At 59.8% G+C, this 24,135-nt stretch carries 24 protein-coding genes and 1 pseudogene; 11 read left to right on the forward strand and 14 right to left on the reverse strand.

Features of this window, described 5'->3' with window-relative positions; translation table 11 throughout:
- Nucleotides 1-4 precede the first annotated feature (4 nt).
- The 3 genes from AC1DDS_RS22460 to alr are packed head-to-tail and all read right to left on the reverse strand — an operon-like array spanning nucleotide 5 to nucleotide 2,831.
- Nucleotides 5-880 carry a TIGR01459 family HAD-type hydrolase gene (locus AC1DDS_RS22460; protein WP_477480879.1) on the reverse strand — a complete coding sequence of 292 codons (876 nt, stop codon included), beginning with the start codon at nucleotides 878-880 and terminating at the stop codon, nucleotides 5-7.
- The gene (locus tag AC1DDS_RS22465) at nucleotides 877-1,743 is read right to left on the reverse strand and encodes a DMT family transporter (protein ID WP_477480880.1); all 867 of its coding nucleotides are present in this window, start codon (nucleotides 1,741-1,743) and stop codon (nucleotides 877-879) included. The genes AC1DDS_RS22460 and AC1DDS_RS22465 overlap by 4 nt, the downstream gene beginning before the upstream one ends.
- A complete protein-coding gene (gene alr, locus AC1DDS_RS22470) occupies nucleotides 1,740-2,831 on the reverse strand; it encodes an alanine racemase (RefSeq protein WP_477480881.1) in 1,092 nt (363 codons plus the stop codon). The genes AC1DDS_RS22465 and alr overlap by 4 nt, the downstream gene beginning before the upstream one ends.
- Before the next feature lie 140 nt (nucleotides 2,832-2,971).
- Here alr and AC1DDS_RS22475 point away from each other — a divergent pair, with 140 nt between their 5' ends.
- Nucleotides 2,972-4,138, forward strand: coding sequence for a hypothetical protein (locus AC1DDS_RS22475; protein WP_477480882.1), 1,167 nt, complete (start codon nucleotides 2,972-2,974; stop codon nucleotides 4,136-4,138).
- Here the strand turns inward: AC1DDS_RS22475 and AC1DDS_RS22480 are convergent.
- Complete coding sequence (locus AC1DDS_RS22480) at nucleotides 4,135-5,304, reverse strand: C45 family autoproteolytic acyltransferase/hydolase (protein WP_477480883.1); 1,170 nt, start codon at nucleotides 5,302-5,304, stop codon at nucleotides 4,135-4,137. The genes AC1DDS_RS22475 and AC1DDS_RS22480 overlap by 4 nt on opposite strands.
- A gap of 627 nt (nucleotides 5,305-5,931) precedes the next feature.
- On the opposite strand from AC1DDS_RS22480, the gene AC1DDS_RS22485 reads away from it, so the two are divergent.
- The 3 genes from AC1DDS_RS22485 to AC1DDS_RS22495 all read left to right on the forward strand — a co-directional run bounded on the left by AC1DDS_RS22485 (nucleotide 5,932) and on the right by AC1DDS_RS22495 (nucleotide 7,482).
- The gene (locus AC1DDS_RS22485; RefSeq protein ID WP_310421445.1) at nucleotides 5,932-6,378 is read left to right on the forward strand and encodes a helix-turn-helix domain-containing protein; all 447 of its coding nucleotides are present in this window, start codon (nucleotides 5,932-5,934) and stop codon (nucleotides 6,376-6,378) included.
- Between the two features lie 247 nt (nucleotides 6,379-6,625).
- Complete coding sequence (locus AC1DDS_RS22490) at nucleotides 6,626-6,976, forward strand: MbcA/ParS/Xre antitoxin family protein (RefSeq protein WP_310421447.1); 351 nt, start codon at nucleotides 6,626-6,628, stop codon at nucleotides 6,974-6,976.
- An 8-nt stretch (nucleotides 6,977-6,984) separates the two neighbouring features.
- A complete protein-coding gene (locus tag AC1DDS_RS22495) occupies nucleotides 6,985-7,482 on the forward strand; it encodes an RES family NAD+ phosphorylase (RefSeq protein ID WP_477480884.1) in 498 nt (165 codons plus the stop codon).
- Between the two features lie 159 nt (nucleotides 7,483-7,641).
- Here the strand turns inward: AC1DDS_RS22495 and AC1DDS_RS22500 are convergent, their stop codons facing one another.
- On the reverse strand, nucleotides 7,642-8,346 hold the full coding sequence (locus AC1DDS_RS22500) for an autoinducer binding domain-containing protein (RefSeq protein ID WP_477480885.1): 705 nt from the start codon (nucleotides 8,344-8,346) through the stop codon (nucleotides 7,642-7,644).
- A gap of 555 nt (nucleotides 8,347-8,901) precedes the next feature.
- Between AC1DDS_RS22500 and AC1DDS_RS22505 the strand changes: the two genes are divergently transcribed.
- Nucleotides 8,902-9,486, forward strand: a complete 585-nt coding sequence (locus AC1DDS_RS22505) for a hypothetical protein (protein ID WP_477480886.1) — start codon at nucleotides 8,902-8,904, stop codon at nucleotides 9,484-9,486.
- A 285-nt stretch (nucleotides 9,487-9,771) separates the two neighbouring features.
- Nucleotides 9,772-10,694, forward strand: a pseudogene (locus AC1DDS_RS22510) (ArdC family protein).
- Nucleotides 10,695-10,709: 15 nt separating this feature from the next.
- Here the strand turns inward: AC1DDS_RS22510 and AC1DDS_RS22515 are convergent.
- Nucleotides 10,710-10,886: a hypothetical protein gene (locus AC1DDS_RS22515; protein WP_477480887.1), complete on the reverse strand. Its 177-nt coding sequence runs from the start codon at nucleotides 10,884-10,886 to the stop codon at nucleotides 10,710-10,712.
- 448 nt (nucleotides 10,887-11,334) lie between these two features.
- Here AC1DDS_RS22515 and AC1DDS_RS22520 point away from each other — a divergent pair, with 448 nt between their 5' ends.
- Entirely contained in the window at nucleotides 11,335-11,646 is a 312-nt protein-coding gene (locus AC1DDS_RS22520; protein ID WP_310421465.1) for a DUF736 domain-containing protein, read from the forward strand.
- 149 nt (nucleotides 11,647-11,795) lie between these two features.
- Here the strand turns inward: AC1DDS_RS22520 and AC1DDS_RS22525 are convergent, their stop codons facing one another.
- The 4 genes from AC1DDS_RS22525 to traC form a co-directional block, all read right to left on the reverse strand.
- Nucleotides 11,796-12,053 (reverse strand): WGR domain-containing protein, encoded by a 258-nt coding sequence (locus AC1DDS_RS22525; protein ID WP_477480888.1) that lies wholly within the window; start codon nucleotides 12,051-12,053, stop codon nucleotides 11,796-11,798.
- 276 nt (nucleotides 12,054-12,329) lie between these two features.
- Entirely contained in the window at nucleotides 12,330-14,276 is a 1,947-nt protein-coding gene (traG, locus tag AC1DDS_RS22530; protein ID WP_477480889.1) for a Ti-type conjugative transfer system protein TraG, read from the reverse strand.
- Nucleotides 14,263-14,478 carry a type IV conjugative transfer system coupling protein TraD gene (gene traD, locus AC1DDS_RS22535; RefSeq protein ID WP_477480890.1) on the reverse strand — a complete coding sequence of 72 codons (216 nt, stop codon included), beginning with the start codon at nucleotides 14,476-14,478 and terminating at the stop codon, nucleotides 14,263-14,265. Before traD ends, traG begins: the two co-directional genes overlap by 14 nt.
- 4 nt (nucleotides 14,479-14,482) lie before the next feature.
- Nucleotides 14,483-14,770 carry a conjugal transfer protein TraC gene (traC, locus tag AC1DDS_RS22540; protein ID WP_477480891.1) on the reverse strand — a complete coding sequence of 96 codons (288 nt, stop codon included), beginning with the start codon at nucleotides 14,768-14,770 and terminating at the stop codon, nucleotides 14,483-14,485.
- A gap of 253 nt (nucleotides 14,771-15,023) precedes the next feature.
- On the opposite strand from traC, the gene traA reads away from it, so the two are divergent.
- From traA to AC1DDS_RS22560, 4 genes are read left to right on the forward strand one after another with little or no spacing between them, the layout of a single operon-like run.
- The gene (gene traA, locus AC1DDS_RS22545; protein WP_477480892.1) at nucleotides 15,024-18,332 is read left to right on the forward strand and encodes a Ti-type conjugative transfer relaxase TraA; all 3,309 of its coding nucleotides are present in this window, start codon (nucleotides 15,024-15,026) and stop codon (nucleotides 18,330-18,332) included.
- Nucleotides 18,329-18,895 (forward strand): conjugative transfer signal peptidase TraF, encoded by a 567-nt coding sequence (gene traF, locus AC1DDS_RS22550; RefSeq protein WP_477480893.1) that lies wholly within the window; start codon nucleotides 18,329-18,331, stop codon nucleotides 18,893-18,895. The genes traA and traF overlap by 4 nt, the downstream gene beginning before the upstream one ends.
- Nucleotides 18,885-20,045 carry a conjugal transfer protein TraB gene (locus AC1DDS_RS22555; RefSeq protein WP_477480894.1) on the forward strand — a complete coding sequence of 387 codons (1,161 nt, stop codon included), beginning with the start codon at nucleotides 18,885-18,887 and terminating at the stop codon, nucleotides 20,043-20,045. Before traF ends, AC1DDS_RS22555 begins: the two co-directional genes overlap by 11 nt.
- A 13-nt stretch (nucleotides 20,046-20,058) precedes the next feature.
- Nucleotides 20,059-20,691: a TraH family protein gene (locus AC1DDS_RS22560; RefSeq protein WP_477480895.1), complete on the forward strand. Its 633-nt coding sequence runs from the start codon at nucleotides 20,059-20,061 to the stop codon at nucleotides 20,689-20,691.
- Nucleotides 20,692-20,879: 188 nt separating this feature from the next.
- Here the strand turns inward: AC1DDS_RS22560 and trbI are convergent, their stop codons facing one another.
- Genes trbI through AC1DDS_RS22580 form a run of 4 tightly spaced genes read right to left on the reverse strand, consistent with a single transcriptional unit; the run spans nucleotide 20,880 to nucleotide 24,124 of the window.
- Nucleotides 20,880-22,178 (reverse strand): IncP-type conjugal transfer protein TrbI, encoded by a 1,299-nt coding sequence (gene trbI, locus AC1DDS_RS22565; protein WP_477480896.1) that lies wholly within the window; start codon nucleotides 22,176-22,178, stop codon nucleotides 20,880-20,882.
- Nucleotides 22,179-22,191: 13 nt separating this feature from the next.
- Entirely contained in the window at nucleotides 22,192-22,629 is a 438-nt protein-coding gene (gene trbH, locus AC1DDS_RS22570) for a conjugal transfer protein TrbH (protein ID WP_477480897.1), read from the reverse strand.
- A gap of 3 nt (nucleotides 22,630-22,632) precedes the next feature.
- Nucleotides 22,633-23,445: a P-type conjugative transfer protein TrbG gene (gene trbG / locus AC1DDS_RS22575; protein WP_477480898.1), complete on the reverse strand. Its 813-nt coding sequence runs from the start codon at nucleotides 23,443-23,445 to the stop codon at nucleotides 22,633-22,635.
- Nucleotides 23,446-23,461: 16 nt separating this feature from the next.
- Nucleotides 23,462-24,124 (reverse strand): conjugal transfer protein TrbF, encoded by a 663-nt coding sequence (locus AC1DDS_RS22580; protein ID WP_477480899.1) that lies wholly within the window; start codon nucleotides 24,122-24,124, stop codon nucleotides 23,462-23,464.
- Nucleotides 24,125-24,135: the final 11 nt, after the last annotated feature.

Here is a 24,135-nt window from a genome sequence, read left to right on the forward strand (position 1 = left end):
AACCTCAGACCGGTCCGCCGCCGCCTTTCGGATTCCAGGAAAATGTTGGCAGTACGAACTTCGGGGAAACGTTGCTATCCAAGCACAATTGATGCAGTCGCTCATATGCCAGGCTTTGTTGTCGAAGCGTATCCTTGTGCAGGCCCGTCAGCACGAGCGCTGCATCGATTCCCGCTCTGATTGCGCCGGCCACATCCGTCTCAAGACTGTCTCCGATCGCAAGAACCACACGTGCGGGCACACCGAGTAGGTGAAGGGCAAGCGCATAGGCTGGCTGGAATGGCTTGCCGTAGTAGAGGACGGCTCCGCCGAGGAGTTCATATTGTTTGGCCACGCCGCCGGCGCATTCGATCAGCTTGTCTCCGATGAGCACGGTTCGGTCCGGATTGGCGCACACCATGGGGAGGCCCCTCGCACGGGACTGACCAAGAACCCGTTCGAGTTCCTCCGGTGGCTCTGTCGTTCCGGTTGCAAGCAGGAAGCTCGCTTCGTCGATCGAAGAAGCCGACGTTCGGCCGGAGCCCGCAAGAAGGTTGGCGAGTTCTGCTGGGCCAACGTGTAGGTAGCGATCGCCGAGACTGTCGCGACCCGTTTTCAAGCTCAACGCCTCAAAGGCGAGTTCGCCAGATGTCACCAGGCCGCTGTAGAGATCAGACGGGAAACCCATTTGGGCAAGCCGCATCGCAACCTCTTTGCTCCGCCGCGGGGAATTGGACAAGAGGCAAACGGCAATGTTCCGCCGTCGCAACTCAATGAGAGCGTCGAGCGCGCCTTCCAATGGCGTCACGCCGTCATGGATTGTTCCGAACAGGTCGAGAATGATCGCCCGGTATCCCTCTGCGATATCGCAAAGGCTCACTAACGTGCGCGGTAGGATCATGGCTTCTCCTGGCCTTGGCGGGTTCGCTGCTGCAGAAGATGGGTGACGATCGCAGCGATGATGAAAGCGCCGCCGAGCATACTTGGCGTCGAGGGACGTTGGTCGAAGAACAACCAGACCCAGAGTGGGGACAAGGGCGTTTCGACAAGCGATAGGAGTGCCGCTTCGCTGCTCGGAAGCAGTCGTGCGCCTTTGCCATAGAGCACGAGCCCCCCTGCCATCTGAAAAGTCGCAAAGCACAGGAGCGTCACAATCTCCGTGAAGGAAACGCCAATTGCTGGTGTAAACCACGCAGCCGCCGTGGCCGCGACGGTATTGGATGCCCCGACGATCCAAAGGATATTGTCACTGCGGCTCGCCCGAAGCGATATGGTCATGGCTGCCATCGATAGGGTCATGAGCAGGGCGAGAAGGTTGCCCAGTTGACCGACGGCGGAGCGCCCTGTTCCTGCAAATATCAAAAGCGCGCCAAAGAGGGTGAACCCGGAGGATATAAGAGTGGTTCGGGCGGGTCTTTCGCGCAGAATGAGGTTGGAGGCGATAGCGGCAACGAGCGGCAGTGAAGCGTGGATCATCGCAACGTTTGCAACGGATGTCAGCTGGAGCGCCGGGACAAAGGCGATCATTCCCAGCGCGGAAAAGAGTGTTGCGATCATGCCTGCCCGATCCAGCAAGAGCGGTTTGGACAAGGCGCGCCATAGCAATATTGCGACGATGAATACCAATGTCGCGCCAAAGAGGCTGCGCCAGAAGAGGATAGTCCAGACATTCACCGACGCGAGTAGCGCCATGAACAGGCCCGCAGTGCTCCAAAGTGAGGCAGCGGCAACGACAAAGATCGTGCCGCACTTGCGATCATTCATGGGCTACCAGCCTGTGGCTGCCAAAATCCAGGGGCGTCACGACAAGGCTGGGTGTAGTGCCGGCGACAGTTCGCTCCAAGTCTGATGAGTAGCTCCTGGGGGATGGTATGGGCCGCTTTTGCCATTGTCTCGATTGGCAAACTTGGTCCTATGAATTGAACGGGCTGTCCTTCGGTGCAAAGTTCTGCTGGAACGTCGCTGAGATCGACAGCCACGTATTCCATGGCGACGCGGCCAACCACTGGGACTTTATACGCGCCGATCAGTGCAGCAATGACGTTCCCTGCCGACCAAGGGAGGCCTTGCGCGTAGCCCAGTGCAACGATCCCAATTCGCATTGACCGGGTGGCGCGAAAACTCGCTGCGTAACCGACGACTTCTCCGCAATGCACGGCCCTGACTTCCGCAAGTCTGGCGATGAGTTGCACGACAGGCCGGAGCGGATTTGGTTCGACACCGGCATTGTTCAGGCCGAAAAGAGCCGATCCCGCCCGCACAAGATCGAAATGATAATTTTGCCCGAGCCAGACGGCTGCCGACGCTGCGAGACTTCGCCTGCGTGGATTGACTATTTGGCACATCGCGACGAAGCGGTCGCGTTGCATGCGGTTCGTGGTATCGATCGGGTCATCGGCGCAGGCGAGATGACTAATTGCGAGGTCGGGCTCACGTCGGACCATACGCTTGAATGCTCGTAATTCCGCAAATGTAAGGCCGAAACGCGAGAAGCCGGTCTCAAGGCTTAGAACGAGCTCTGGAAGCTTTCGAGCGGCAAGGATTGCGTCCTGCAAGCGACCGCAGACAGGTGCAAGCCGATACGAACGATAGACGTCCAACTCGTTGTCTTCGATTCCCGCGAGAATGTTTATCCGGACCGAGCTTGTCAGCCTTGTCCGGATTTGCATCGCCTCACGGAGATTTGCGACAAAGAACGTACGGCAGCCAGCCTCCAGAAGCACTGGAACGACCAGATTCATGCCAAGACCGTAAGCATCGCTTTTGACCACGGCTGCAACTTCGGTGTTGGATCCAACAAGTGATCTGAGATGGTGGAAGTTTGCGGCGATCGCTGAGAGATCGACCTGCAATTCGGGTTCCCTATCTTGATAAGTGTGCGTCCACATCCACAACCCCAGGTAAGAGTATCCTTGCAAAGTAACTAAATATCGGGCAGATTACAACCCTAGATTGGTATTGCGAATTAACTCGGTGGGTTGGAGGGCTCGTCATGGCCAGGGAGAAGCGAAAGAAAATCATTCTCATTATTGGAAGCGGTATACTCGGTGGGGCAGTCCTCGACTTCCTGCTTCAGAGCAGACGGAACTACGCCTTGGTCGTCGGGGCGAGGACGCCGGAAAAGGCCCTGCATCGGATCAATCTGGCCAGATACACCGCGATGAATCTCGGTTGCGAGGAAACGGCGGTTTCGATATCGCCTCTAGACCTGATGGATGTCGATCAGACCGCAGAGCGTTTGCACAGGCTAAGTCCCGACATCATCTTCAATGCCACTACCCTTCACAGCTGGTGGATCATCACCAGGCTTCCGTCCGAGGCGTACAAGCGCCTGGATATGGCCAGGGGTGGCGTGTGGACGCCAATGCACCAGGTTCTCACGCGTCGCCTGATGAAGGCAGTCAGATTGGCGGATAGCCGTGCGACGGTTGTGAATGCGTCCTATCCGGATGTCGTTAACGCCTCGCTTGCCGCTGAGGGGCTCGCACCTGCAGTGGGCATCGGCAACATTGCAAATGCGGTGCCCGGTATTCGTCTTGCCGCCGCCTACATGCTCAAGCGTAGTCCTGCAGCGATCGACGTTCGGTTCTTCGCCCACCACTACATAAGCTATCGCATGCCAAGCACAGGAGGCACTGACGGAGCTCCCTATCACCTGACGATCTACGCGGACGGTAAAGAGGTTCCCCGTGTTGAAATTGATCACGATCGCCTGTTTTCGAATGTTGCCGGGCGTTTCCGCCGCATCAAGGGACTTGCCGGACAATCCGTTACCGCCTCGTCGGCCACTGCAATGCTGCATGCGGTTGCTGACGGCTCCGGTCAGGTCGTCCATGGACCGGGACCGCTCGGCCTCGTCGGCGGTTATCCCGTCCGCATGACGCAATCGGGCCCGCTGATCGACCTCCCATGCGGACTGACGCTCGAGGAGGCGGTTGAAGTCAACCGGCAGTGCCAGCGGTTTGACGGGATCGAAAGCGTCGACGATGACGGGACCGTACGGATCACGGATGAATCTGCGGAAATCATGAGAGAGGCGATGGGCTATGAGTGCCGTGCATTCCGTCCCGATGAATGCGAGGAGAGAGCTGCTGAGCTTGCTTCCCGATTTGCGGAATATGCTCGTCAATTCGGCATGAGTAATCTTGCCTCTGCTTAGACAACGCTCTCATGGGCGAAGTCAAATGCGTGGTAGACGCCACGATCCGGTCGCCCGAGGCAGATCGAAGCACGCCGATCCCTGCACTCGAAGACGACCGAGAATGCCGTCTGCGTCGGCTCGCGCTCCGATGCGGTTTTGCAGATCGCGTCTGGCGCTCCGGTCGTATTCCGTAGGAGGCGGTGGATGTCTGCGATGCCTTCAAGGCTCGGACTATTTGCTGAGCGCAGCCGTTCCCGGCTGGAGGGATAGATGCGGGCCACCGCCTCGATGTCTTCCATGATGGCGATCGGTGGTGTGATGGGATGATTGGTATGGACGATCTGGTTGCCGGTCAGGGGAACGCAGCCAATTAATGGCGAAATCTCGCACCCTGCAACATGCCCGTTGGCATCGCCGAAAAGATAGCAGCGACCGGAAAGGTGATCTGCCACGCGCAGTCTCGCAAGCACCCCTGAAACGTCCCGTTCCTGCAGGAGCAGGCGCCGGACGACGAGACTTGGAATTCCCTGCCTGGCGGTATCGACGATGAGATCATTGGTAACGAGGGCTAATCCGGCCCAGTTCATGCCCACCCAACCAAGCGTTCCGGGGGAAGCCACCATTGCAACACCATAGTCCTTGTCCTGGTGGAGTAGCATCGCAAGTTCTTGTTCGGTGCCGGGTGGGGCATCCCAGTTTTGGGCAACGACTGCCTCCTTGCCGTCGGTTACTGCAACTGTCGTGCAGCCCCCGGGCGGAGTGGTGTCGAGGAACTCGAAACCGGAAAGGAGATAGGCGTAGAGAAGTGATATTTCGCTGCCCTCGGCGATGCCTTTGATTTCGGCCGCGATGTCTGGCGCCAGGTCTTCAAGCTGCAGCCAGGAATGCCCCGCTAGGCGTTCGGCACGGCTCCAGGCCCCGTTCGGCGACGAGCGTTTGAGGCGGGAGAGTGACGCGTGGATTGCAGTCGACAACGCCTCGCCATGCTGTCTTCCACGAGAATAGGGATCCCCTCGCAAAGTGAGGAAAGGCATTCTTCCGATATTCATATTGCAGACCCACTGTAAATGTGTATCCACATTATGGATGCCACACCGCCGGCGTCCATCCGCATGCAAGTCGTCGCTGTACGAAAGTTTGGCACTACCGTGGATAGAGCCGCCGCCGACCTCCTGCCCTCGCATTGTAGGATTCAACAGTTCTTGGCGGGGGCCGTACCCTGCACACTGCTCAGGCCTGCATAAGCGTAACCAGCAGGGGGGTGCAATGTCTCACTCATGTGATCAAGGAAACCCGGTTGGGGACCAGGCAGCGTGATGGGCCGGCGAGGAAAATCACTCACGGAAGGTCCGGACGCCGAGCAATTGGTTAAGGCGTTCGTGTATGACGAAGCAAGCGCCCTTCTGCGAATCGTCCAGGAGACCTCGCAGCGATACCCGGGGCGCGATGACCTTCAGCTTCTCCACCATCTATTGGGCATGGTTGTTCAATTGACACAACCGGAAGCGCCGCCGCATAGCAACTGACGAGGCAGTTCGGACAAAGCTGTTTGCAATTAATAGTTGATTCGATGTATGCTTAGCCCGAGGCAATCCTTGTTGTCTTGGGGCGTGGAAACCCCGATTGAATCGCTACATGCGCGCAAGTCGTGCCTTTTCTACGATCCGCAAGGGTCGGGGAACCTGTGACGTATGCAAGAGGCCCATCGGGCTAAAGGTCACGGGGGCCTGTCAATCGGCTTTCCAATTCCCCGACTTTTACCATCGCGTCAGGCGTTCCGATCGCCTGGCGTCGTGTAGGAGCTGCGGAAAATGGCGCAACGAACTACGGCGCAGGCACTGGCCTCATCCAGCACAATCAGCGACGCCGCCAAACTACATCCAGTCGATCGAGAGGTCGGAAACCGAATTAGGGTCAGACGCTTGCAATTACGCATGTCGCAAGCGGCGCTTGGAGCCGGCATCGGCGTCTCTTTTCAGCAGATCCAGAAATATGAGAGCGGCGTCAATCGCGTGAGTTCGTCCGTACTCTATGCGATCGCCGATGTCCTCGATGTGCCGATGACACACTTCTTTGAAAAGCTGCCACGTCCGGGAAAAGGCAATACGAAAGGTATCATTCAAAGGGCGGATGTCCGCCAGGATTTCGTTGCGACAACTGAAGGCCAGCGGCTTGTCGACGCATTCTTGGCGTTGCCCCAGAAGACGCGTTCGAAATTTGTGGCGCTCATCGAGGTTTTCGGCAGAAACGATTTGTAGTGCCTCCGAGCATCGCTACATTCGGCAGCCCGGTCCAACTTCCCTCGGTTCTTCGCGACGGCCTCTCTTCGACGAAGGGTGCAGCGATCGCGTTGGTCCAAGGCCGAGCGCCGCCCTTGTTTGGATATCCGTTGCGTTTTTCAATCCGCCTCCGTCACGCAAGCACTCCTGGTTGTCAGGTTGAAGTCCGCCAGTCTTGACGCTATATTGCGTCATATTTGCTGACACTGATCAACGGAGGCGCACTGTGGGTCTCGCACAATATGCTGATGATGGGCTCTTCGCACCGCGCAAGATCGCCGACGCTTTCCGCACGACCAGCGAGGAGGTCGCCCGCACTGCCGGTTTGGGAAAGGACGCGGTTCAACGCAAGGACCGCATTCGCTCAGACAAGACACAGCGGCGTCTGCGTGAGATGGTCGAAATCGTCAACAAGGTCGAGCCGCGCTTCGGGTCTACCTTGGTGGCCTATGCTTGGTATCGGTCGGAACCACTGTCCGGTTTTTCCGGTCAGACAGCGATGCAACTGGTTCGAACCGGTCGTGCGGACGACGTGCTCGATTACATCGACGCGGTCGACGCTGGCGTCCACGCATAACTTATCAGATGCGCTTCACCGGAAAACTCTACCGGGCGTTGAACCCGGTCTTTGCACGCGATCCAATGTCAGGTCGAGGCGCCGAACTTTATGGTGGCCGGTTCAATCCGAGGGGAATGCCTGCGCTCTACACGTCTCTATCGATCATGACAGCTCTAAGAGAGGCTAACCAGGTCGGCAATCTCCAGCCGACAATGCTTGTCTCCTACGATGCGGACATCGTGCCTGTCTTTGATGGTCATGATGAGGCGGCGTTGAAAGCACAGGATATGGATGCGATGGCATTGGCCGATCCAACGTGGCGCGATCAAATGCAGGCTTCCGGCGAGGCTCGATCGCAGGTTTTCGCACGGCGGCTTGCAGCTTCCGGCTACCAAGGGTTGATCGTCCGGAGCTTCGCGCCCGGCGCGACTTATGACGATCTCAATCTGGTTCTGTGGAAATGGGGTGACGTTCTTCCCTCTCGTCTTGCGCTGATCGACGACGAGCACCGACTTTTGCGTTAGCAGGTCGTCTCCTTGCCCGGGATCGATTGAGCGCTAGCTGGCGCATATCGCCGCATTCCAGCTGCCGAACGGGACAGCAAGTGTCTTACCTCTGATCCGCGGGCGCGGTCTGTTTTGGGCTGACCGGCTAGGGGCCGCAAAGGTTTGGGATTTAAAGCCTTAGATCAGGTCATGGTCTTTGGCGATAGCTACAAGTTGTGGAACCGTGGCCGCTTCAAGCTTCCTGCGGGCGTTGTCCAGGTAGTGTTGGACTGTACGCTGCTTAATGCCTGTGAGTTCGGCGATATCAGGAGCAAGCTTGCCTTTGGTCGACCATGCGAGGCATAGCATTTCTCTCGGTGACAGCAGCCTTTTTGGACCACGGGCGATGGCCCCGCCCATTGTTTTCAGTCGATAGTGAATAGCAAGTACGGCTTGAACCGCCTTCGTCGGTTCCAGCGATAGCAACCCGCTCGACTGCGCGGTTGGCGAAGCGAAAGTCAGCATGATGGTCGCACCGAAACCTCCTTCCACAGGAACTGTGATCCCCGAGCGCAATCCGTAATCGATAGCATGATCGCGGAATGCTCGCATCTGCCCGGATCCTCTTGCCGGCCAGCTTTCCGCGGTCCAAGCGAACATCGACATACGCCGCTTTGCCTCAGTCACAACCGGATCGATACGGGAATATTGGTTGCGCAGGTATAATGCCTCCCACTCAGGGGGATAAGTATTGAACGTACGGATCTCCGCACCCTCAGTTTGAAGATATGCGAAGCGCTCAAATCCGCATGAGTGCGCGAAAGTGGTTAGGGCGCTCTTGATCATCCATGGATTGTGAGCAGCATCAACCATATCGATGAGGGAGCGAATGTGTCGGTTCACAATCTAACCTCCTGGCTCGGCTCCGCGCGGCTCGTCCATGGCTGGCACGCAGAATCTCGTGTTGCGCCAGCATTTGCCCACGGGCTCTGAAAAACCCTGCGGCGCACGGGTGAGTTGCATGGAACTTTGCACTCGCCTGATTATAGAGGCAAGATTAGACCTCATCTTCCCGGGCTTTAGGTTTAATTGAAACCACTGGCGTTGCAGGTTTGTCACTATAAAATTGACTGGCGTCATACGGTGTCGTGGCGTGGCCATTTTCCTTCTGGTCGATTGCGTTGAACCCCGTGACGGTTTGCCCGTCGGTTTTGCTGCGGTCTGAACCAGCGTACGTTCGCTTCGTTCCGCGCCGCGTGGCGGCCGGATCCCGCTGTCCTGCGCAGAGCAGATCCGCTTGATCGTCGCAGGGCTTAAGCCCCGCTCGCCCGCAGATCGGCTCCGCTTGTCCTGGCTAGGCCCGGACCTTGAAACGCCCGTCTTCCGCCGGTTCGGGGCGACCGCACCGAAGGGCAAGCCGGCACGGGCCGGAACCACTTCGGGATGAAAGGAAATGACATGGCCAAGCCCGCATCCAACACTCGCCAGTCCCGCGTCGTGCCGCTCCGCAAGGGCACAACCATCGAGATGGTCCGGTTGACATGCCCGGACAGCGCCCAGGCGCTGAAGATCGCCGAAAGCTTCGGGACCGCGGTCATCGACAGTGACGGGATCCGCGATCTCCATGAGCGCCTGATTTCCGAGACGGCAGATGCTCTCAGCGAAGGCCTTGGTGAGCGCGCCATGCAAATCCACCTGCAGCGGATTGTCGGCGCCTTCGTCGGCTCGGCCCATGGCGCGGGCCAGTTCTACAGCAAGGCCGTTACCGAAGCGCGCGATGCCACGGCCAAGGCCGCAAACAACGCGCGTAATGAGGATCTCGACGGTCCCGTCGGATATGATAGTGCCGCCACCCGCAAGCGGGAATTCGCCGCCGACATGGGGATCCAGGCCCACGCGCTGCGCATGGCCGCAGAAGGCGCCGTCGCAGCCTACAGGCACATTGTCGGCGAGAGCTGGAAGCCCTTTGATCGCCCGGTCGAAAACCCCGGCCATTCCGTGGATCGGAAGGCGGCCGAAGCACAGATGTCAGCCTTCGATTGACACCATCACGGCGGGGTTTGCCCCCCAGCCGTTCAGGCCGTCCCTGCGGGCGGCCTTTCGCACGTCGGCTTCCGCCGGAGGAAAGGCGGAAAATGGATTCTGATCAAGCCGTTTGCGGCCCGTCTCGTGCGTCGGACCTGCAGGAGCCGCCTACAGCCGGCAACAGCTTCGCCGTCCTCCACGTCGTTTCGGCCGTTCCGGTGCAGGACGTCGGCTCAAGGCCCCTGCCCCAGGCCTCCGCGACGGGGCCGCGATTGGCGCGGCTCCGAATAGTGGAGATGAGAAATGAGCAAGATCGAAAGCCAGCGCACCGACATCTATTCCCGGATCACCGATCGGATCATCGAGGACCTCGCCAGCGGGGTGCGCCCCTGGATGAAGCCTTGGAATGCGGCGAACACGGCCGGCCGGATCACCCGCCCACTCCGCCACATGGACTCCCCTACTCGGGCATGAATGTGCTGCTGCTCTGGTCAGAGCAGATGTCACGGGGCTTTACCTCTTCGATGTGGATGACGTTCAAGCAGGCGCTCGAAGTCGGTGCGGCCGTGAGAAAGGGCGAGACCGGATCGACGGTCGTGTTTGCGAGCCGGTTCACGAAGTCGGAGGCGGACGGAACGGGAGGCGAAGTCGATCGGGAAATCCCCTTCCTCAAAGCCTATTCCGTGTTCAACGTTGAGCAGATCGAGGGATTGCCCGAGCATTACTACAACCGGCCGGAGGTCGTGCTCGATCCCGTCGCACGGATCGAGCAGGCCGACCTGTTTTTCCGCAACACTGGGATGGTGATCCGACATACCGGCAATCAGGCATTCTACGCGCCCGGCCCTGACCTCATCCAGATGCCGCCATTCGAGACATTCAAGGATGCCGCGAGCTACTACGCCACGCTGAGTCATGAGGCGACACACTGGACCGCGGCAGAGAACCGCGTCGGCCGCGATCTCTCGCGCTATGCCAAGAACAGAAGCGAGCGTGCTCGCGAAGAGCTGATCGCCGAACTCGGCAGTTGCTTCCTTTGCGCCGACCTCGGCATCGCCCCCGAGCTCGAACCGCGGCCTGATCACGCCTCATATCTCCAATCCTGGCTCAAGGTACTGGCCGACGACAAGCGCGCAATTTTTCAGGCGGCCGCCCATGCGCAGCGAGCGACGGCATTCCTCCACGGGCTTCAGCCGGAGGCGGCAGATGTTCGAGATGCTGCCTGAATGCTTGGGGTAGGTTTACAGTCGGTCACCGCTCTCGGCGGTGGCCGGCTCCAACACCGGCGTCGCGGAGACGGCATGATCGTCGGCAACACTCAAATCCAACTTCCCCCAGATCGACGGTTTTTGGTTGCCGGGTTTCGGCTTCCGGGACTGCTTGATTTCGACGATAAACGGCTTTTTCTGTTGACGCATTTTTCCTCCAGGCGACGAATCGCAACGCAACTCTATCGCGGCAAATTGGTCTCGCAAGTCGACCGTGGCCGAAGGTCCCGGGAGGGGTGTGCAAATCTTCACACAATGTTGGTCAACACGCCGCAGCCTGGGTGAGGGCCATTCGACTTGGTTCTGATTGTGCGGATTGGCATTTCCTTTCGCGGACCCAACCGGGACTCCATGTGCGGGCTCGATGGGGCAGGTCTGACCGGGGAACGGCTACGCCTCGATCGTGTCCCCGCAACGGCGCCATAAAACTTTCATCCCCTGCCGGCTGAAGCCGTCATTCCTCGCGCTACAAGAAAGTTTCTTCGCGCCGCCCTCCACGGTGTTTCGGCCTTTCAGGTGCGGTCCGATCGTCTCCGGCCTTTGCGACTGCCATCGAGGCCGCAATGGAGTGGCCCGAAACAGCAAAAGGAATCCGACAATGGCTACCATCGGCACCTTCACCTCCACCGAAAACGGCTTCACCGGCTCGATCCGCACCCTCGCCCTGAACGTCAAGGCTCGCATCGCCCGCATCGAGAACCCTTCGGACAAGGGCCCGCAGTTCCGCATCTTCGCCGGAAGCGTTGAGTTCGGTGCAGCCTGGCAGAAGCGCTCCGAGCAGACGGACCGCGACTATCTCTCGGTCAAGCTCGACGATCCGAGCTTCCCCTCCCCGATCTACGCGACCCTGACGGAGGTAGAAGGTGAGGATGGCTACCAGTTGATCTGGTCCCGCCCGAACCGCGACTGAGATCGCCAGGCCCCGCCCGACAAGGCGGGGCTTTCCTCTCCTCTCTGATGAAGCCGAGACAGGCATCGAGACCGTCTGGCTTTTTTCGTGCCACACGAGAGGGGAGGTCTGCTCAGAGGGACGCAGGGGGCCGTGCCGAGCGCGCAGCCTCAAGGACCTGTCGTTACCCGCGGTCGATATCCCCTTGCTCTTTTTTTGCGGGTCAGCGTGAGAAAGAGATCGACGGCCTCTTCTTCCCGTTCGAAATGATGGCTCATGTATTGGCCACGCTTCCCGATACGTCCCCATGAGCGCGTGAGGCAGGCTTCCCCGAACAAAGTCGTCGTGATTTGCATGGAATAATAGCGAGCCATGTTCTTTGTGGCATCGGTCCGTTCGACATAGAGGTGGTAGGGCTGTGCGCTCATGGCAACAGAATCTGAAATTACCCTCATGCCGTCCAACGACAATTATGAATCGATTGCGCAGCATCGATTCATGTCAGTGAAGTCTTTGGGCGAGACGCCGTTGGCGCACGGTTCTAGTCGCGCTGCGACCGGAGCTCGCAAGCGGTCTCCTCCCATCCGGGTAACGATCCTCTCGCGAGTTCCTATGTTTTGAAAGTCAGGGTTCCTTGAGCTCCAAGCGGTGCATCATGCCCGACATAATTGAGGTCCAGCAATCAATCCCGTCACAACACAGTCTCACCTCGGATATGGAGGCTCTGAGCTCGCGCGCTGCGCGGTTGGACGATGAAAGCGGTTTTGTCCGACACAGCTTTTCATATCGTTGCGCCGGAACCAAATTGCGCGGCCGCATCTAAGCGGAGGGTTACCTGCGGTGAAGACGATCTGCTCGTCGGCCCGCATTCGGAGCACCTCATGCGGCTGAATGAGCGGGCGGGCGGCAAGCTGCTTAGATCGTGTCCTCGAGGAACCGCGTGCCTGAATATTGCGGCTAACCTGGTCGATCTCGACGGTCGTCATCCCGCAGCGGCGCGAAATATAGTCAGCGGTCTCAGGATCGTTGATCGCGGCAAATGAGATCCAGCTGGCGCTTTCAAACCATTTGCTCGACGCATCGCGCCCGCCATAAGTTTCGCGTAGCTGGCCGATGGACTGATAGATCATCGTCAGGGTTATGCCATATTTGCGGCCGGCATCACGCGTTGTCTCCAGGATGCGCATGTAGCCAAGCCTCGCCACCTCGTCGAGGAGGAAGAGGGCACGGCCTTCGATGGCGCCGTCCCTGTTATAGATCGCGTTGAGAAACGAACCGATGATGACGCGCGCCAGCCCCGCATGCGTCTCGAGTGTTTTCAGGTCGATGTTGATGAAGACGTCCGTCTTGCCCGACGCGATATTGTCGGTCGAGAATCCCGAGCCAGACACGAGAGCGGCATAGTTCTGGTACGATAGCCAATGGGTTTCCTTGATCGCATTGGCATAGACGCCGGAGAAGGTTTCCGGCGTCATGTTCACGAAGGCGGCCACGTTCTCTTTGACGAATTCAGACTCAGAATTGTCGTAGATATCTTGCAGCCGCTGGCGCAGTTTTGGTTCGGGCTCCGAGAGATTAGCTCTCACTTGGCGCAAGGTCTGTTGCTCCGGGGGCGTGTGACCTGACAAACAGACATCGGCGATAATCGCGGTCAGAAGCTGGAGGCCGGACGCTCGGAAGAAGTCGTCGCGGATCGCCCGACCGCTCTCGCTCATGATCCATGACGCGACGGACGCAATGTCCTCTTCCTTGGTGCCGCCGAACTTGCCGATCCAGTCGAGTGCGTTGAAGCCGGTCTTCGGCTGGCGCGGATCGAGGGTTCGGATCCTGCGCCCCGCCCCTTCGCGATGCTGCGATACCATCGGTGCAACCTCGTTTGATGGGTCGAGCACAATCAGTGTTCCGCCCCATTTGAGTGCCGTTGGGATCGTCACCGACGTCGTCTTGAAGCCGCCGGAGCCGGCGAACACGATCCCATGGGATGAGCCGAAGGATCCATCGAAGCAGAGCAGCGGAGCCTTCCCTCCACCACCCCAGCTTTCCTTGTCATCCGCCCGAAACCCGCGCGCCGCGGCGCCATCGCGATCAACGCGATATCGTTCCCCGACAACAATGCCGCCAGTGTCACCGAACAGCCGCGTGGCGTCGGTCAACTTCATCCAGTCCGCCTCTCCGTGAAGGGCACGTTTGCCGACGATCCGCTTCGGCTCCGGTCGAACGAAAGCTGCGTTTCCGATCACGGCAACACGAAGTGCGAAGCAGCCCACCATCACGGCGCCGGCAGCGCCGATCATGGTGGAGGGGTCGAGGTAGGCGAAGACGGATTTGCCCTCGGGAATCTCGTCGGCGAATGCAGCCAGGCGCGATGTCTCGCGCGCCACCGCCACCAGAATTGTGCCAACGTTTCCGGCGACCGTACTCCAGCCCACGAACCGAATGCTCGCCGATCCGGCCGACGCAAAGGGCCAGATGAAGCCAATCGCCGCCGCAGCGATATAGGGTGTCGCGATGCCGATCCTGCCTAGCATCAAGCGCGCCGCTTCGGTCTTGCCCATAGGCGCAAACCATTGCTCGACCCCGGTCAATCCTATGGTGACGGCGATCATTAGGGCGGCCGGCACGATGGAGAGAAGAACCCTACTCGCTGTCATTGCCGAAGGCCTCCGCCCCGATCGAAGTCAGCCTCGCGCGCTCACCGGCATCAGCCTTGAGGCGGCTTGCAAGCTCGATCAGCGCGCCAAGTAACATCGCTCGCTTTTCGAGGCGCAGACCCGCCTTCACGATCAGTCCGCCGAGCTCGATCTTTTCGCGCGTGTCCTTCTTGCGGGCGTCAGATGTCGTCGTCCTCGCCATTCGCTCAACCCTCGCCAGCGCCGCCCGAAGCCTCGCCAGGCGGGTTCGACGAGGCCTGCCCGGCGCTCGTGCTTGCCCTCTCCTTCCCGCTTGATCCGCCCTTGCCTCCCCGAAACCGTTTCGCCACGTCCTCGAACGCGGCCTGAAGGTCAGGGTCATCGATCTCGATCTCAGCGAGCCCAGCCTTCAATGCGATGCGTCCGATCCGCTCGGCGTCTCGTGTTTCCGCCGCCTTGAGCTGTTCCTGCATCTTGGCGATGTCATTCCTGATCTTCTGCGTTGATTTCCGCATTTGCTGTCTCCTTGTGCTGAAAATCGATGCCATCAGGCAGAGGTTTTCAGACCGGAGTGCGGAACGCACTACTGTGAATCCTGCAATCGCCAAGGGCGATGCTTTTGTGAATGATCCCGTCCGTTCCGCAGGAGCGGATCCGAAGGGCGCAATTATACGTCGCTGATGCGACGCTCTGCTTTTGCCCCCCGGTGGGGCCTCCCGCTCCTGACGAACACATTGAATTCGTTCGATCAAAGGAGCTTTTGCTGCCATGGCCGTCCCGCATTTCTCAGTCAGCATCGTTGCCCGCGGCTCCGGCCGCAGCGCCGTGCTGTCGGCGGCCTACCGGCATTGCGCCAAGATGGACTATGAGCGGGAAGCCCGGACGATCGACTACACCCGCAAGCAGGGATTGCTGCATGAGGAGTTCGTCATCCCGGCCGATGCCCCGAAATGGCTCCGGTCCATGATCGCCGACCGCTCGGTATCCGGGGTGTCGGAAGCCTTCTGGAACAGGGTCGAGGATTTTGAAAAGCGGTCGGATGCGCAGCTCGCCAAGGACGTCACCATCGCCCTGCCGATCGAGCTGTCTGCCGAGCAGAACATCGAGCTCGTCCGGGATTTCGTGGCGCGTCACATCACGTCCCAGGGTGTGGTGGCCGACTGGGTCTTCCACGACGCGCCGGGCAATCCGCATATCCATCTGATGACCACCTTGCGACCGCTGACAGAGGATGGGTTTGGTTCGAAGAAGGTGGCGGTCACTGGTCCTGACGGGAATGTGCTGCGCAATGATAGCGGCAAGATCGTCTATGAGCTTTGGGCCGGCGGGGTCGGTGACTTCAACGCGATTCGCGATGGCTGGTTTGCCTGCCAGAACCGGCATCTGGCACTTGCCGGCCTGGACATCAGGATAGATGGCCGGTCCTTCGAAAAGCAGGGCATCGAGCTGACGCCGACCATCCATCTCGGCGTCGGCACAAAGGCGATCGAGCGGAAGGCGGAGGGGGCAGACGAGAAAGCTGCGCTCGAACGCCTGGAGCTGCAGGAGGAGCGGCGGGCGGAAAACGCCCGCAGATTGAGCCGCAATCCGGAGATCGTGCTCGACCTGATCACGCGGGAAAAGAGTGTCTTCGACGAGCGCGATGTCGCGAAGGTCCTGCATCGCTATATCGATGATGCGGGCCTCTTCCAAAGCTTGATGGCGCGCATCCTGCAGAGCCCCGAAAGCCTCCGTCTTGACCGCGAACGGCTGGACTTCGTGACCGGGGTCCGGGCTCCGGCAAAGTATACCACACGCGAGCTGATCCGGCTCGAAGCCGAGATGGCGAACCGCGCGGTCTGGCTATCCCAGCGGTCTTCGCATGGCGTCCGCCAGTCCGTGCTCGAGGCGACGTTTGCGCGGCATGATCGGCTGTCTGACGAGCAGCGCAGCGCGATCGAGCACGTCGCTGGCAACGAGCGGATCGCAGCAGTGATCGGCCGCGCCGGCGCCGGCAAGACCACCATGATGAAGGCAGCCCGCGAGGCTTGGGAAGCGGCCGGCTATCGCGTCGTCGGTGGCGCGCTCGCCGGCAAGGCAGCAGAAGGTCTGGAGAAGGAAGCCGGTATCGTCTCGCGCACGCTGTCGTCATGGGAACTCCGTTGGGATCAAGGGCGCGGGCAGCTCGATGACAAGACGGTATTCGTCCTAGACGAGGCCGGCATGGTGTCGTCGCGGCAGATGGCGATGTTCGTCGAAGCCGTCACCAGGGCCGGCGCCAAGCTCGTCCTCGTCGGCGATCCGGAGCAGCTTCAGCCGATCGAGGCGGGTGCTGCGTTCCGGGCTATCGCCGATCGCATCGGTTATGCCGAACTGGAAACCATCTATCGCCAGCGCGAGCCATGGATGCGGGACGCATCGCTCGACCTTGCGCGCGGCGAGATTGGCAAGGCAGTCTCAGCCTATCAGTCTAATGGCAGGATGATAGGCGCAGAGCTGAAGGCTGATGCCGTCACCAACCTCATCGCAGACTGGAATCGCGATTACGATCCTGCCAAGTCCACACTGATCCTCGCTCACCTGCGCCGTGATGTCCGCCTGCTGAACGAGCTGGCACGGGCAAAGCTCATCGAGCGAGGCATCATCAAACAGGGTTCGCCGTTCAAGACCGCCGAGGGAAACCGCAACTTCGCGGCCGGCGACCAGGTCGTATTCCTGAAGAACGAGGGCTCGCTTGGCGTCAAGAACGGTATGCTGGGCAAGGTGGTCGAAGCTGCGCCCGGCCGCGTCGTCGTCGCGATCGGCGAGGGTGACGATCTGCGCCAGGTCACGGTCGAGCAGCGCTTCTACAACAATGTTGACCACGGTTACGCCACCACGGTCCACAAGAGTCAGGGCACGACGGTCGACCGGGTCAAGGTGCTGGCGTCCCTCTCCTTCGATCGTCACCTGAGCTATGTCGCGATGACCCGTCACCGCGAGGACCTCGGCGTCTATTACGGCCGCCGATCCTTCGCCAAGGCGGGCGGTCTGGTCGAGATCCTGTCGCGCAAGAATTCGAAGGAAACGACGCTCGATTATTCCGGCGGCAGCATCTACCGGCAGGCACTCCGCTTTGCCGAAGCGCGCGGGCTTCACATCGTCAACGTTGCCAGGACCGTCGCGCGTGACCGTCTCGAATGGACGGTACGGCAGAAGCAGAAGCTTGTCGATCTCGTCGGTCGGCTCGCGGCCATCGGCGCCAAGCTCGGCTTCGCGACGTCGACAGCCAGAACAGTTCCCATTGCAGCAAAGGAGGCCAAGCCCATGGTTGCCGGTATTACCACCTTCCGGAACTCGATCGATCAGGCAGTCGAGGACAAGCTCGCCGCCGACCCTGCGCTCAAGAAGCAATGGGAGGACGTCTCTATGCGCTTCCATCACGTTTACGCGCAGCCTGAAGCCGCGTTCAAGGCGACGAATGTCGATGCGATGCTGAGCGATCAGACGATTGCGGCGAAGACGATTGCGAGGATGGCTGCCGAGCCGGAAGCCTTCGGCACACTCAAGGGCAAGTCCGGGGTTTTCGCAAGTCGATCGGACAAATCGGACCGGGATCGGGCGCTCAAGAATGTCACGCCGCTCGCCGACAGCATCAGTGACTATCTGCGGCAACGCGGTGACGCCGAACGGCGAAATCATGCCGAGGAGCTGGCAGTACGCAAGCAAGTCGCGCTCGAGATCCCTGCTCTCTCGGCCAACGCGAAAAGCGTGCTGGAACGCGTTCGCGATGCCATCGATCGAAACGATCTGCCTTCCGGTCTCGAATATGCGCTGGCGGATAAAATGGTGAAGGCTGAGCTCGAAGGTTTTGCCAGGGCGGTCACCGAGCGTTTTGGGGAAAGAACCTTCCTTCCTCTCTCCGCCAAGGACACGAACGGCGAGGCGTTCCAGCGGGTCACGTCGGGCATGAACACCACGCAGAAAAGCGAAGTCCAGCAGGCCTGGAACACGATGCGGACCGTTCAGCAGCTATCGGCCCATGAGCGAACCGTGGCGGCGCTGAAAGCATCCGAGGCAATGCGTCAGACAAAGAGCCTGGGACTGACGCTCAAATGACGGTTGCGGTTGAAAAGGTCGCGCCCCTTCGGCGCAGTCGCCGGGCCGCGGTTCTGTTTTCAGGCGGCTCGGTAGTCGTGACGTTCGCCGGGATCATTGGTCTCGGCACCGCCGGCTTCCGGGTCAATGTCACCCCGAGCGAGCCCTTGGGCATTTGGCGGATCCTGCAGCTGGATCGTCCGATACAGGTTGGCGATCTTGTCTTCGTCTGCCCGGCAGTCTCGGACGTCATGCGCGAGGCGCGTGCGCGTGGTTATCTTCGCCATGGGCTTTGCGCGGGCGGTTTCGCACCGCTGATCAAGACCGTAGCTGCGACCACCGGCCAGCGCATCGAGGTCGACGATCTTGTTCGCATCGATGGACGGTCACTTCCGCACTCACGAACCATGCGCAAGGATGGTCAGGGGCGGCGGATGGTGCCCTATGGTGGCGGCATCATTCCGCCAGGAGCCGTCCATTTGCATTCCGATTTTCCCGGATCGTTTGACTCGCGGTACTTCGGACCACTTCCAGTCGAGAACGTCCTCGGATTGGCGCTGGAGGTTTGGACCCATGCGCCTTGATCATCTTCGCACACCCTCGCTTATCGTGGGATCCACCGCGGTCGGTTGGATCGGTTGGAGCGGCAACGTCTTGTCGCTTCCTGTCGCTGTCCTGTTCCCCGCCCTCTGGTCGCTGTCGAGAACGCGCTGGCAAGCGGCCGCCGTCTCCGCATCATATTTCCTGGCCGCGTCGCGAGGTCTTCCGCAAGGCGTGGCGAACTTCTATTCCTCGGATATCTGGCCCGGTCTCTTGTTATGGCTGATCGCCTCGGCCGGCTTCGTCATCGTGCATGCAGCACTCTGGACTGACCATGCAGACTGGCGAAAACCGCTTCGCTACCTGATCGCCTGTGTCGTCATGGCCATCCCACCCTTCGGGATCACGGGATGGGCGCATCCGATCACGGCCGCCGGGGTTTTGTTTCCGGCTTGGGGCTGGTCGGGGCTGGTGATGCTGGCAGCCGGCTTGAGCGCAATGACGACACGCCGATGGCCGGCTGCAGCCATTGCTATGACAGGCATTTGGCTCTGGTCCGCCGCTAAGTGGACGGAGCCGATTCCAGATGCGTCGTGGCAGGGTGTCGATCTGGAAATGGGATCCTCTCTCGGGCGCGATGCCAGTCTCGAGCAGCAAGAGGCGCTGATTACGATCGCTCTTCGTCAAACGCCCGGAGCCATTGTTGTCCTGCCGGAGAGCGCCCTCGGATTGTGGACACCGACCATCGCGCGGCTGTGGCAGGCAGAGCTTGCCAGGAGCCGAACCACAGTGATCGCTGGCGCAGCGCTCATCGACGTGAATGGCTACGACAACGTGCTCGTTTCGATCAGCTCCGAAGGAAGCACCGTTCTTTATCGCGAGCGGATGCCAGTCCCCGGTTCGATGTGGCAACCCTGGAGGAGCCTCGCCGGAGATGGCGGCGGCGCCCGTGCGCACTTCTTCGCGAATCCCGTCGTCGAGGTCGGGGGCGCCGAAGTTGCTCTGTTGATCTGCTACGAGCAGCTCATAGTCTGGCCGGTTCTCCAATCGATGCTGCACTACCCCGGCGTTATCGTTGCTGTGGGCAATGGTTGGTGGACGGTTGGAACCTCGATCGTCGACATCCAGCGCGCGAGCGCCCGTGCCTGGGCTCGCCTCTTCCACAAACCCGTCATTTTCTCTTTCAATACCTGACTGGGGAGTCCTCATGCTAGACGCAGCGCTTATCGAAAAATGTGCCGATCCTTCCCTGACGCCCGCAATCGTCGAGCAGTTCGTTGCGGTGGCCGGCTCTGATGATCCTCTGGCAATTACTGTGAAGTCCGGAGGGAAGCTGGTTCTGGTACCTAAACCGCAATCACCCGAAGAGGCGCTCGATATCATGCAGCAGCATGTTGGAAAGGCGATTGTGCGTGTCGGTATCACGCAGTATCCCGCAGGCGTGGGCATCGCAGACATTGGTCAGCTTGATGTCGGGCTCGTTGATCCCTGCGGAAACCTGAAGCGCGGCACGGCTCTGTTCGCGAAGGTCGCACGCATCGTGACCAAGTGGTATGGCAACCCGACGAGCAAAGAGGTCATGCCTCAGATGTTCGAGGACGCCGTCCATGCATGGCGGACTGGCGAGTTCGAGGGCACCAAGGTGTTCCAGTCCGACGATCCTGGAGGTGCAACGTTTCTACGGGGTAAGCCTTTGCCCCCGGAGGCGAAGGACGATAAGCCCACGGAGAGAAAAGCTGTCACGCCCATAGAGGACGATCACGTGCCGCCTACGGATGAAAACAAGGCAGGCTCGGCGGAGATGCGCATCGATCTTTCAAGAATCGGCGGCCAGAAGTGAAAATGAAGGTATGCGCCAAGCGCAATGATGTGCTGATCAAAGGTTCAGCGATAGCTACGGCATTCAGCGCACTACCTGAGCGGGAGCGACATGCAAGCACCGGCTAAAGAATAGGCACGCGTGATTGCGCGGTCATAGTGCCGCGCGACTGAAGGACGGCATCCGTCCGCATCAAAGGCCTGCTAAAGCTATTGGTTTCCTCGGTATGCGGAAGGGAAAATGATGTCTTGATCGACGAGGGCGTTGAACTTGTAACCCGGTCGAATCTGTATCGTCGGCTGGACATTGAGGTTCTTCGAGATGGTTTGCTCGGCGACGCGGCCGAACGATTCGGCGAAATTTCTGCGCGCCGCGTCGGAGGCGGTGTCCTGTGTCGCAAGCGTTGAGCTCTGTGGCATTGACATGTCGATGCCGGTGCCGATCAGCGCTACGAGTGCAGCGGAGCCGAACGTTCGCCATAGGTGACGATCAACCTTGTCCTTGAACCCGCCATATCCCTCGGCGTCAGTGCCAGCCATGCCGCCGATCTGCAGCGTCGAACCGTTCGGGAAGATGAGGTCGGTCCATACGACCAGAACCCGCTCCTGACCAAAGGAAACTTTGGAATCGTAGCGACCGAATAGCTTGGCCCCTTGTGGTATCAAAAGGCGATAGCCGGTGGCGCTGTCGTAGACGTTTTGACTGACCTGCGCAGTGATCCGTCCTGGAAGGTCGGAGTTCAGGCCGCTTATAAGTGTGGCAGGGATGACCGAGCCACGCTTCAGCTCGTAGAGCGATATCTGTGGCACCACCCTGTTCGGAAGATAACCCAGGTCCTTGATGTCCTGATTGAAGAAGTCTTCCTTGCTCGGTTGGCCATTGGGATCGACGTTTTGCCCGAGCAGCCCCGATTTCATGGCGGTCGCGTAGAGATCGGATGCGCTGTTCGCCGTTACATTGCCCGGCTGGCTTCGGTCCTCAGCAACCTTTGTGGTCTCGGCCACATCCGAAACATCGACCTTGAGGGGCGAATCGAATGCGGTTGCTCTTGCCTGCAATCGGGCCAGCCGCTGACGCTGTGCCTCACGGATGTACTGTTCGTCCTGCTCTCTCTTCAGCCGAGCCTTCCACTCCTCCTCCGGTTCTAGCCGCGACCGGCGATCCTCGCGCACTTCCTGTCGCTCGATAACCGGCTCTTGCTTTTCCTCTTTCTGGACTACGCCTGGCGTCGGCTGGAAAATCTCTCGGCTTTCCGGCTCGCCGATGATCCCGTCGGTCACACCGCGCTTCAACTGGTCGCCGAAATTCGTCGCCGGGGTGCTGGAAGCGCTGTCGAGGGCGCTGTCCCGATTGAATGAGAGGCCGCGCCAGGACAGGCCGACAACGACCACGCCAAAGAACAGCACGATGATCGCGATGGCAATGATGATCGGCAGGCGATTGAGCCGGCGCATCCCATGCTGGCCATCAGACCCTGCGGAAGTCCCAAGTTGGAGCGACTGGACCATAGAGTTGGCCTCCTCAGTTTCGCTGCATAACGGAAAGGGGGCTGGACGGCGTCGCACCCGCGTCGGTCACTCGGTAGGTCCGACCGAGCGCGACTGACGGCGTTCCGAGGTGCGCCAGGAGTTGTCCATCGAAGCTATCCAGGGAATAGGATATCTCTACAGGCTTTTGGTCTCTTGCCACCTTTCCATCTGTAATGACGGTGTAGCCCCATCCCTTCAACGCCGCCTCGAGCGCTGTCGCATACTCGGTGTTGTCATTTTGCATCTTAATGGAGGTCGTGCCGGCCGGTCCGATCCGCTCTGCGAGGCGGCTCGCCATATCGCCAGCAATAGCGCTTGTGGCAGGACCTGTGACGGTTACCGGGGTGGAGCTGGTGGTCAGGGCCTCATCTGCGCTCTGGCAACCGGAGGCAAGCGCGGTCGTTAGCACGAGGATAAAGAGCGTTCGCATGGGTCACCCTCCCCGCCGAATGGTGATCTTCTGTTGGCGCCAGCCGACACCCGAAACAAGGATCGCCTTATCGACGGCATAGTCGACGATCATCATGTCGTTCTTCATTCGATAGTTGACGATGCGGTTGTGTCCGCCGCTCACCACGAAGAGAACCGGCGCATCCTGCCCCGCTATCGACTTCGAGAATTGAATGTAGGTTTTGACACCATCGGAATAGACCCGCTTCGGCTTCCAAGATGCGCTTCCGCTCACCGTGTAGGAGAAGTTCAATTTGTCGGGCGCGTTCCCTGGAATTCCACCTGTCTCGAGCCTCGCATTGATATCGGCGAGCTTCGCCGACGTGTCTTCCGGATATTCGAAGCCCACACGGGCCATGTACTGGCTCGGGTGAGACTTCAGCTGAATATGGTAGGTTCGGCGAGACGTGGTCACGACCATCGAGGTGACAACGCCGGACTCAGATGGCTTGATGATGAGATGGATCGCTTGCCCGCCTGTCGCGCCCGAAGTCGCCGGTTCCACTTTCCAACGAACGGTGTCACCAACAAGCACGTCGCGGACGATTTCCCCGCCCTGCAGTTCGATGTCGCAGACCTGAAGCGGCGAGCAAACCACGGATGGCTGCGTTTCTCCGAATAAGAAAATGACCTTGCCATCCGGTCCTGTTGTGACCAGGCCAGGTGTGCCTCGCCATTTGCGCGAGATGTTCGTTCCCTTGACCTCGTTCGATGTCATGCTTTGCGCTATCGCACCGTCCGCAAGGACGAGTCCGGCCATGCAGCCGATGGCCGCGATCAATCCAGTTCTGTGCATAAATATTCCCCTGCCCTTAAAGCTGTGCGGTCCAGTCGAAATCCTGGACGTAGAGACCGATCGGGTTGAGGCGGATGATCGCCTCGTCCTGTGGCGCCGTCAGTGCGACGGTCGCAATACCGCGGAACCGGCGTGTTCCGGTTTCCTTGCCTTTGCGATCGCGCTCGTATTCCGTCCAGTCGATCTGATAGGTCTGGTTGGAGAGCGCCACGATGTTGTTGACCTCGATGGCGACCGTCGACGTCTTCGCCCGCTCGAAAGGCGAGTTTCCGCGAAACCACGCATTGATCTTCTGCGTCGAGGGATCCGAGGTGCGCAGAAGCGCGTAGGTGCGGTCGATGTATTGCTTCTGAACCACGGCATCAGGTGTGATGGATTTCAGGCTGGTGATGAAATTGCCGAGCGTTGCCCGCACCACCCTGGCGTCCGCGTACTCGATCTGTTGCGGGAAGCCGGCCGTCACCGAGCTTCCGAGCTTGTCCACCTCGACGATGTAAGGGACGAGCTTGACCTGCGTGCTCAGGTACATGGCATAGCTGAAGCCGATCACCGCCATGGTCAGGCCGATGATCCCAACAATTCGCCATGCCCTGGCGGCCTGCACATAAGATCCATATCTCTCCGTCCACTCTTGCCGTGCGGCAAGGTACGGGCTCTCAGGGGCGCGGTTCGCGGCCATTCAGGTTTCCC

The organism is Mycoplana sp. 10N416, assembly GCF_056394765.1.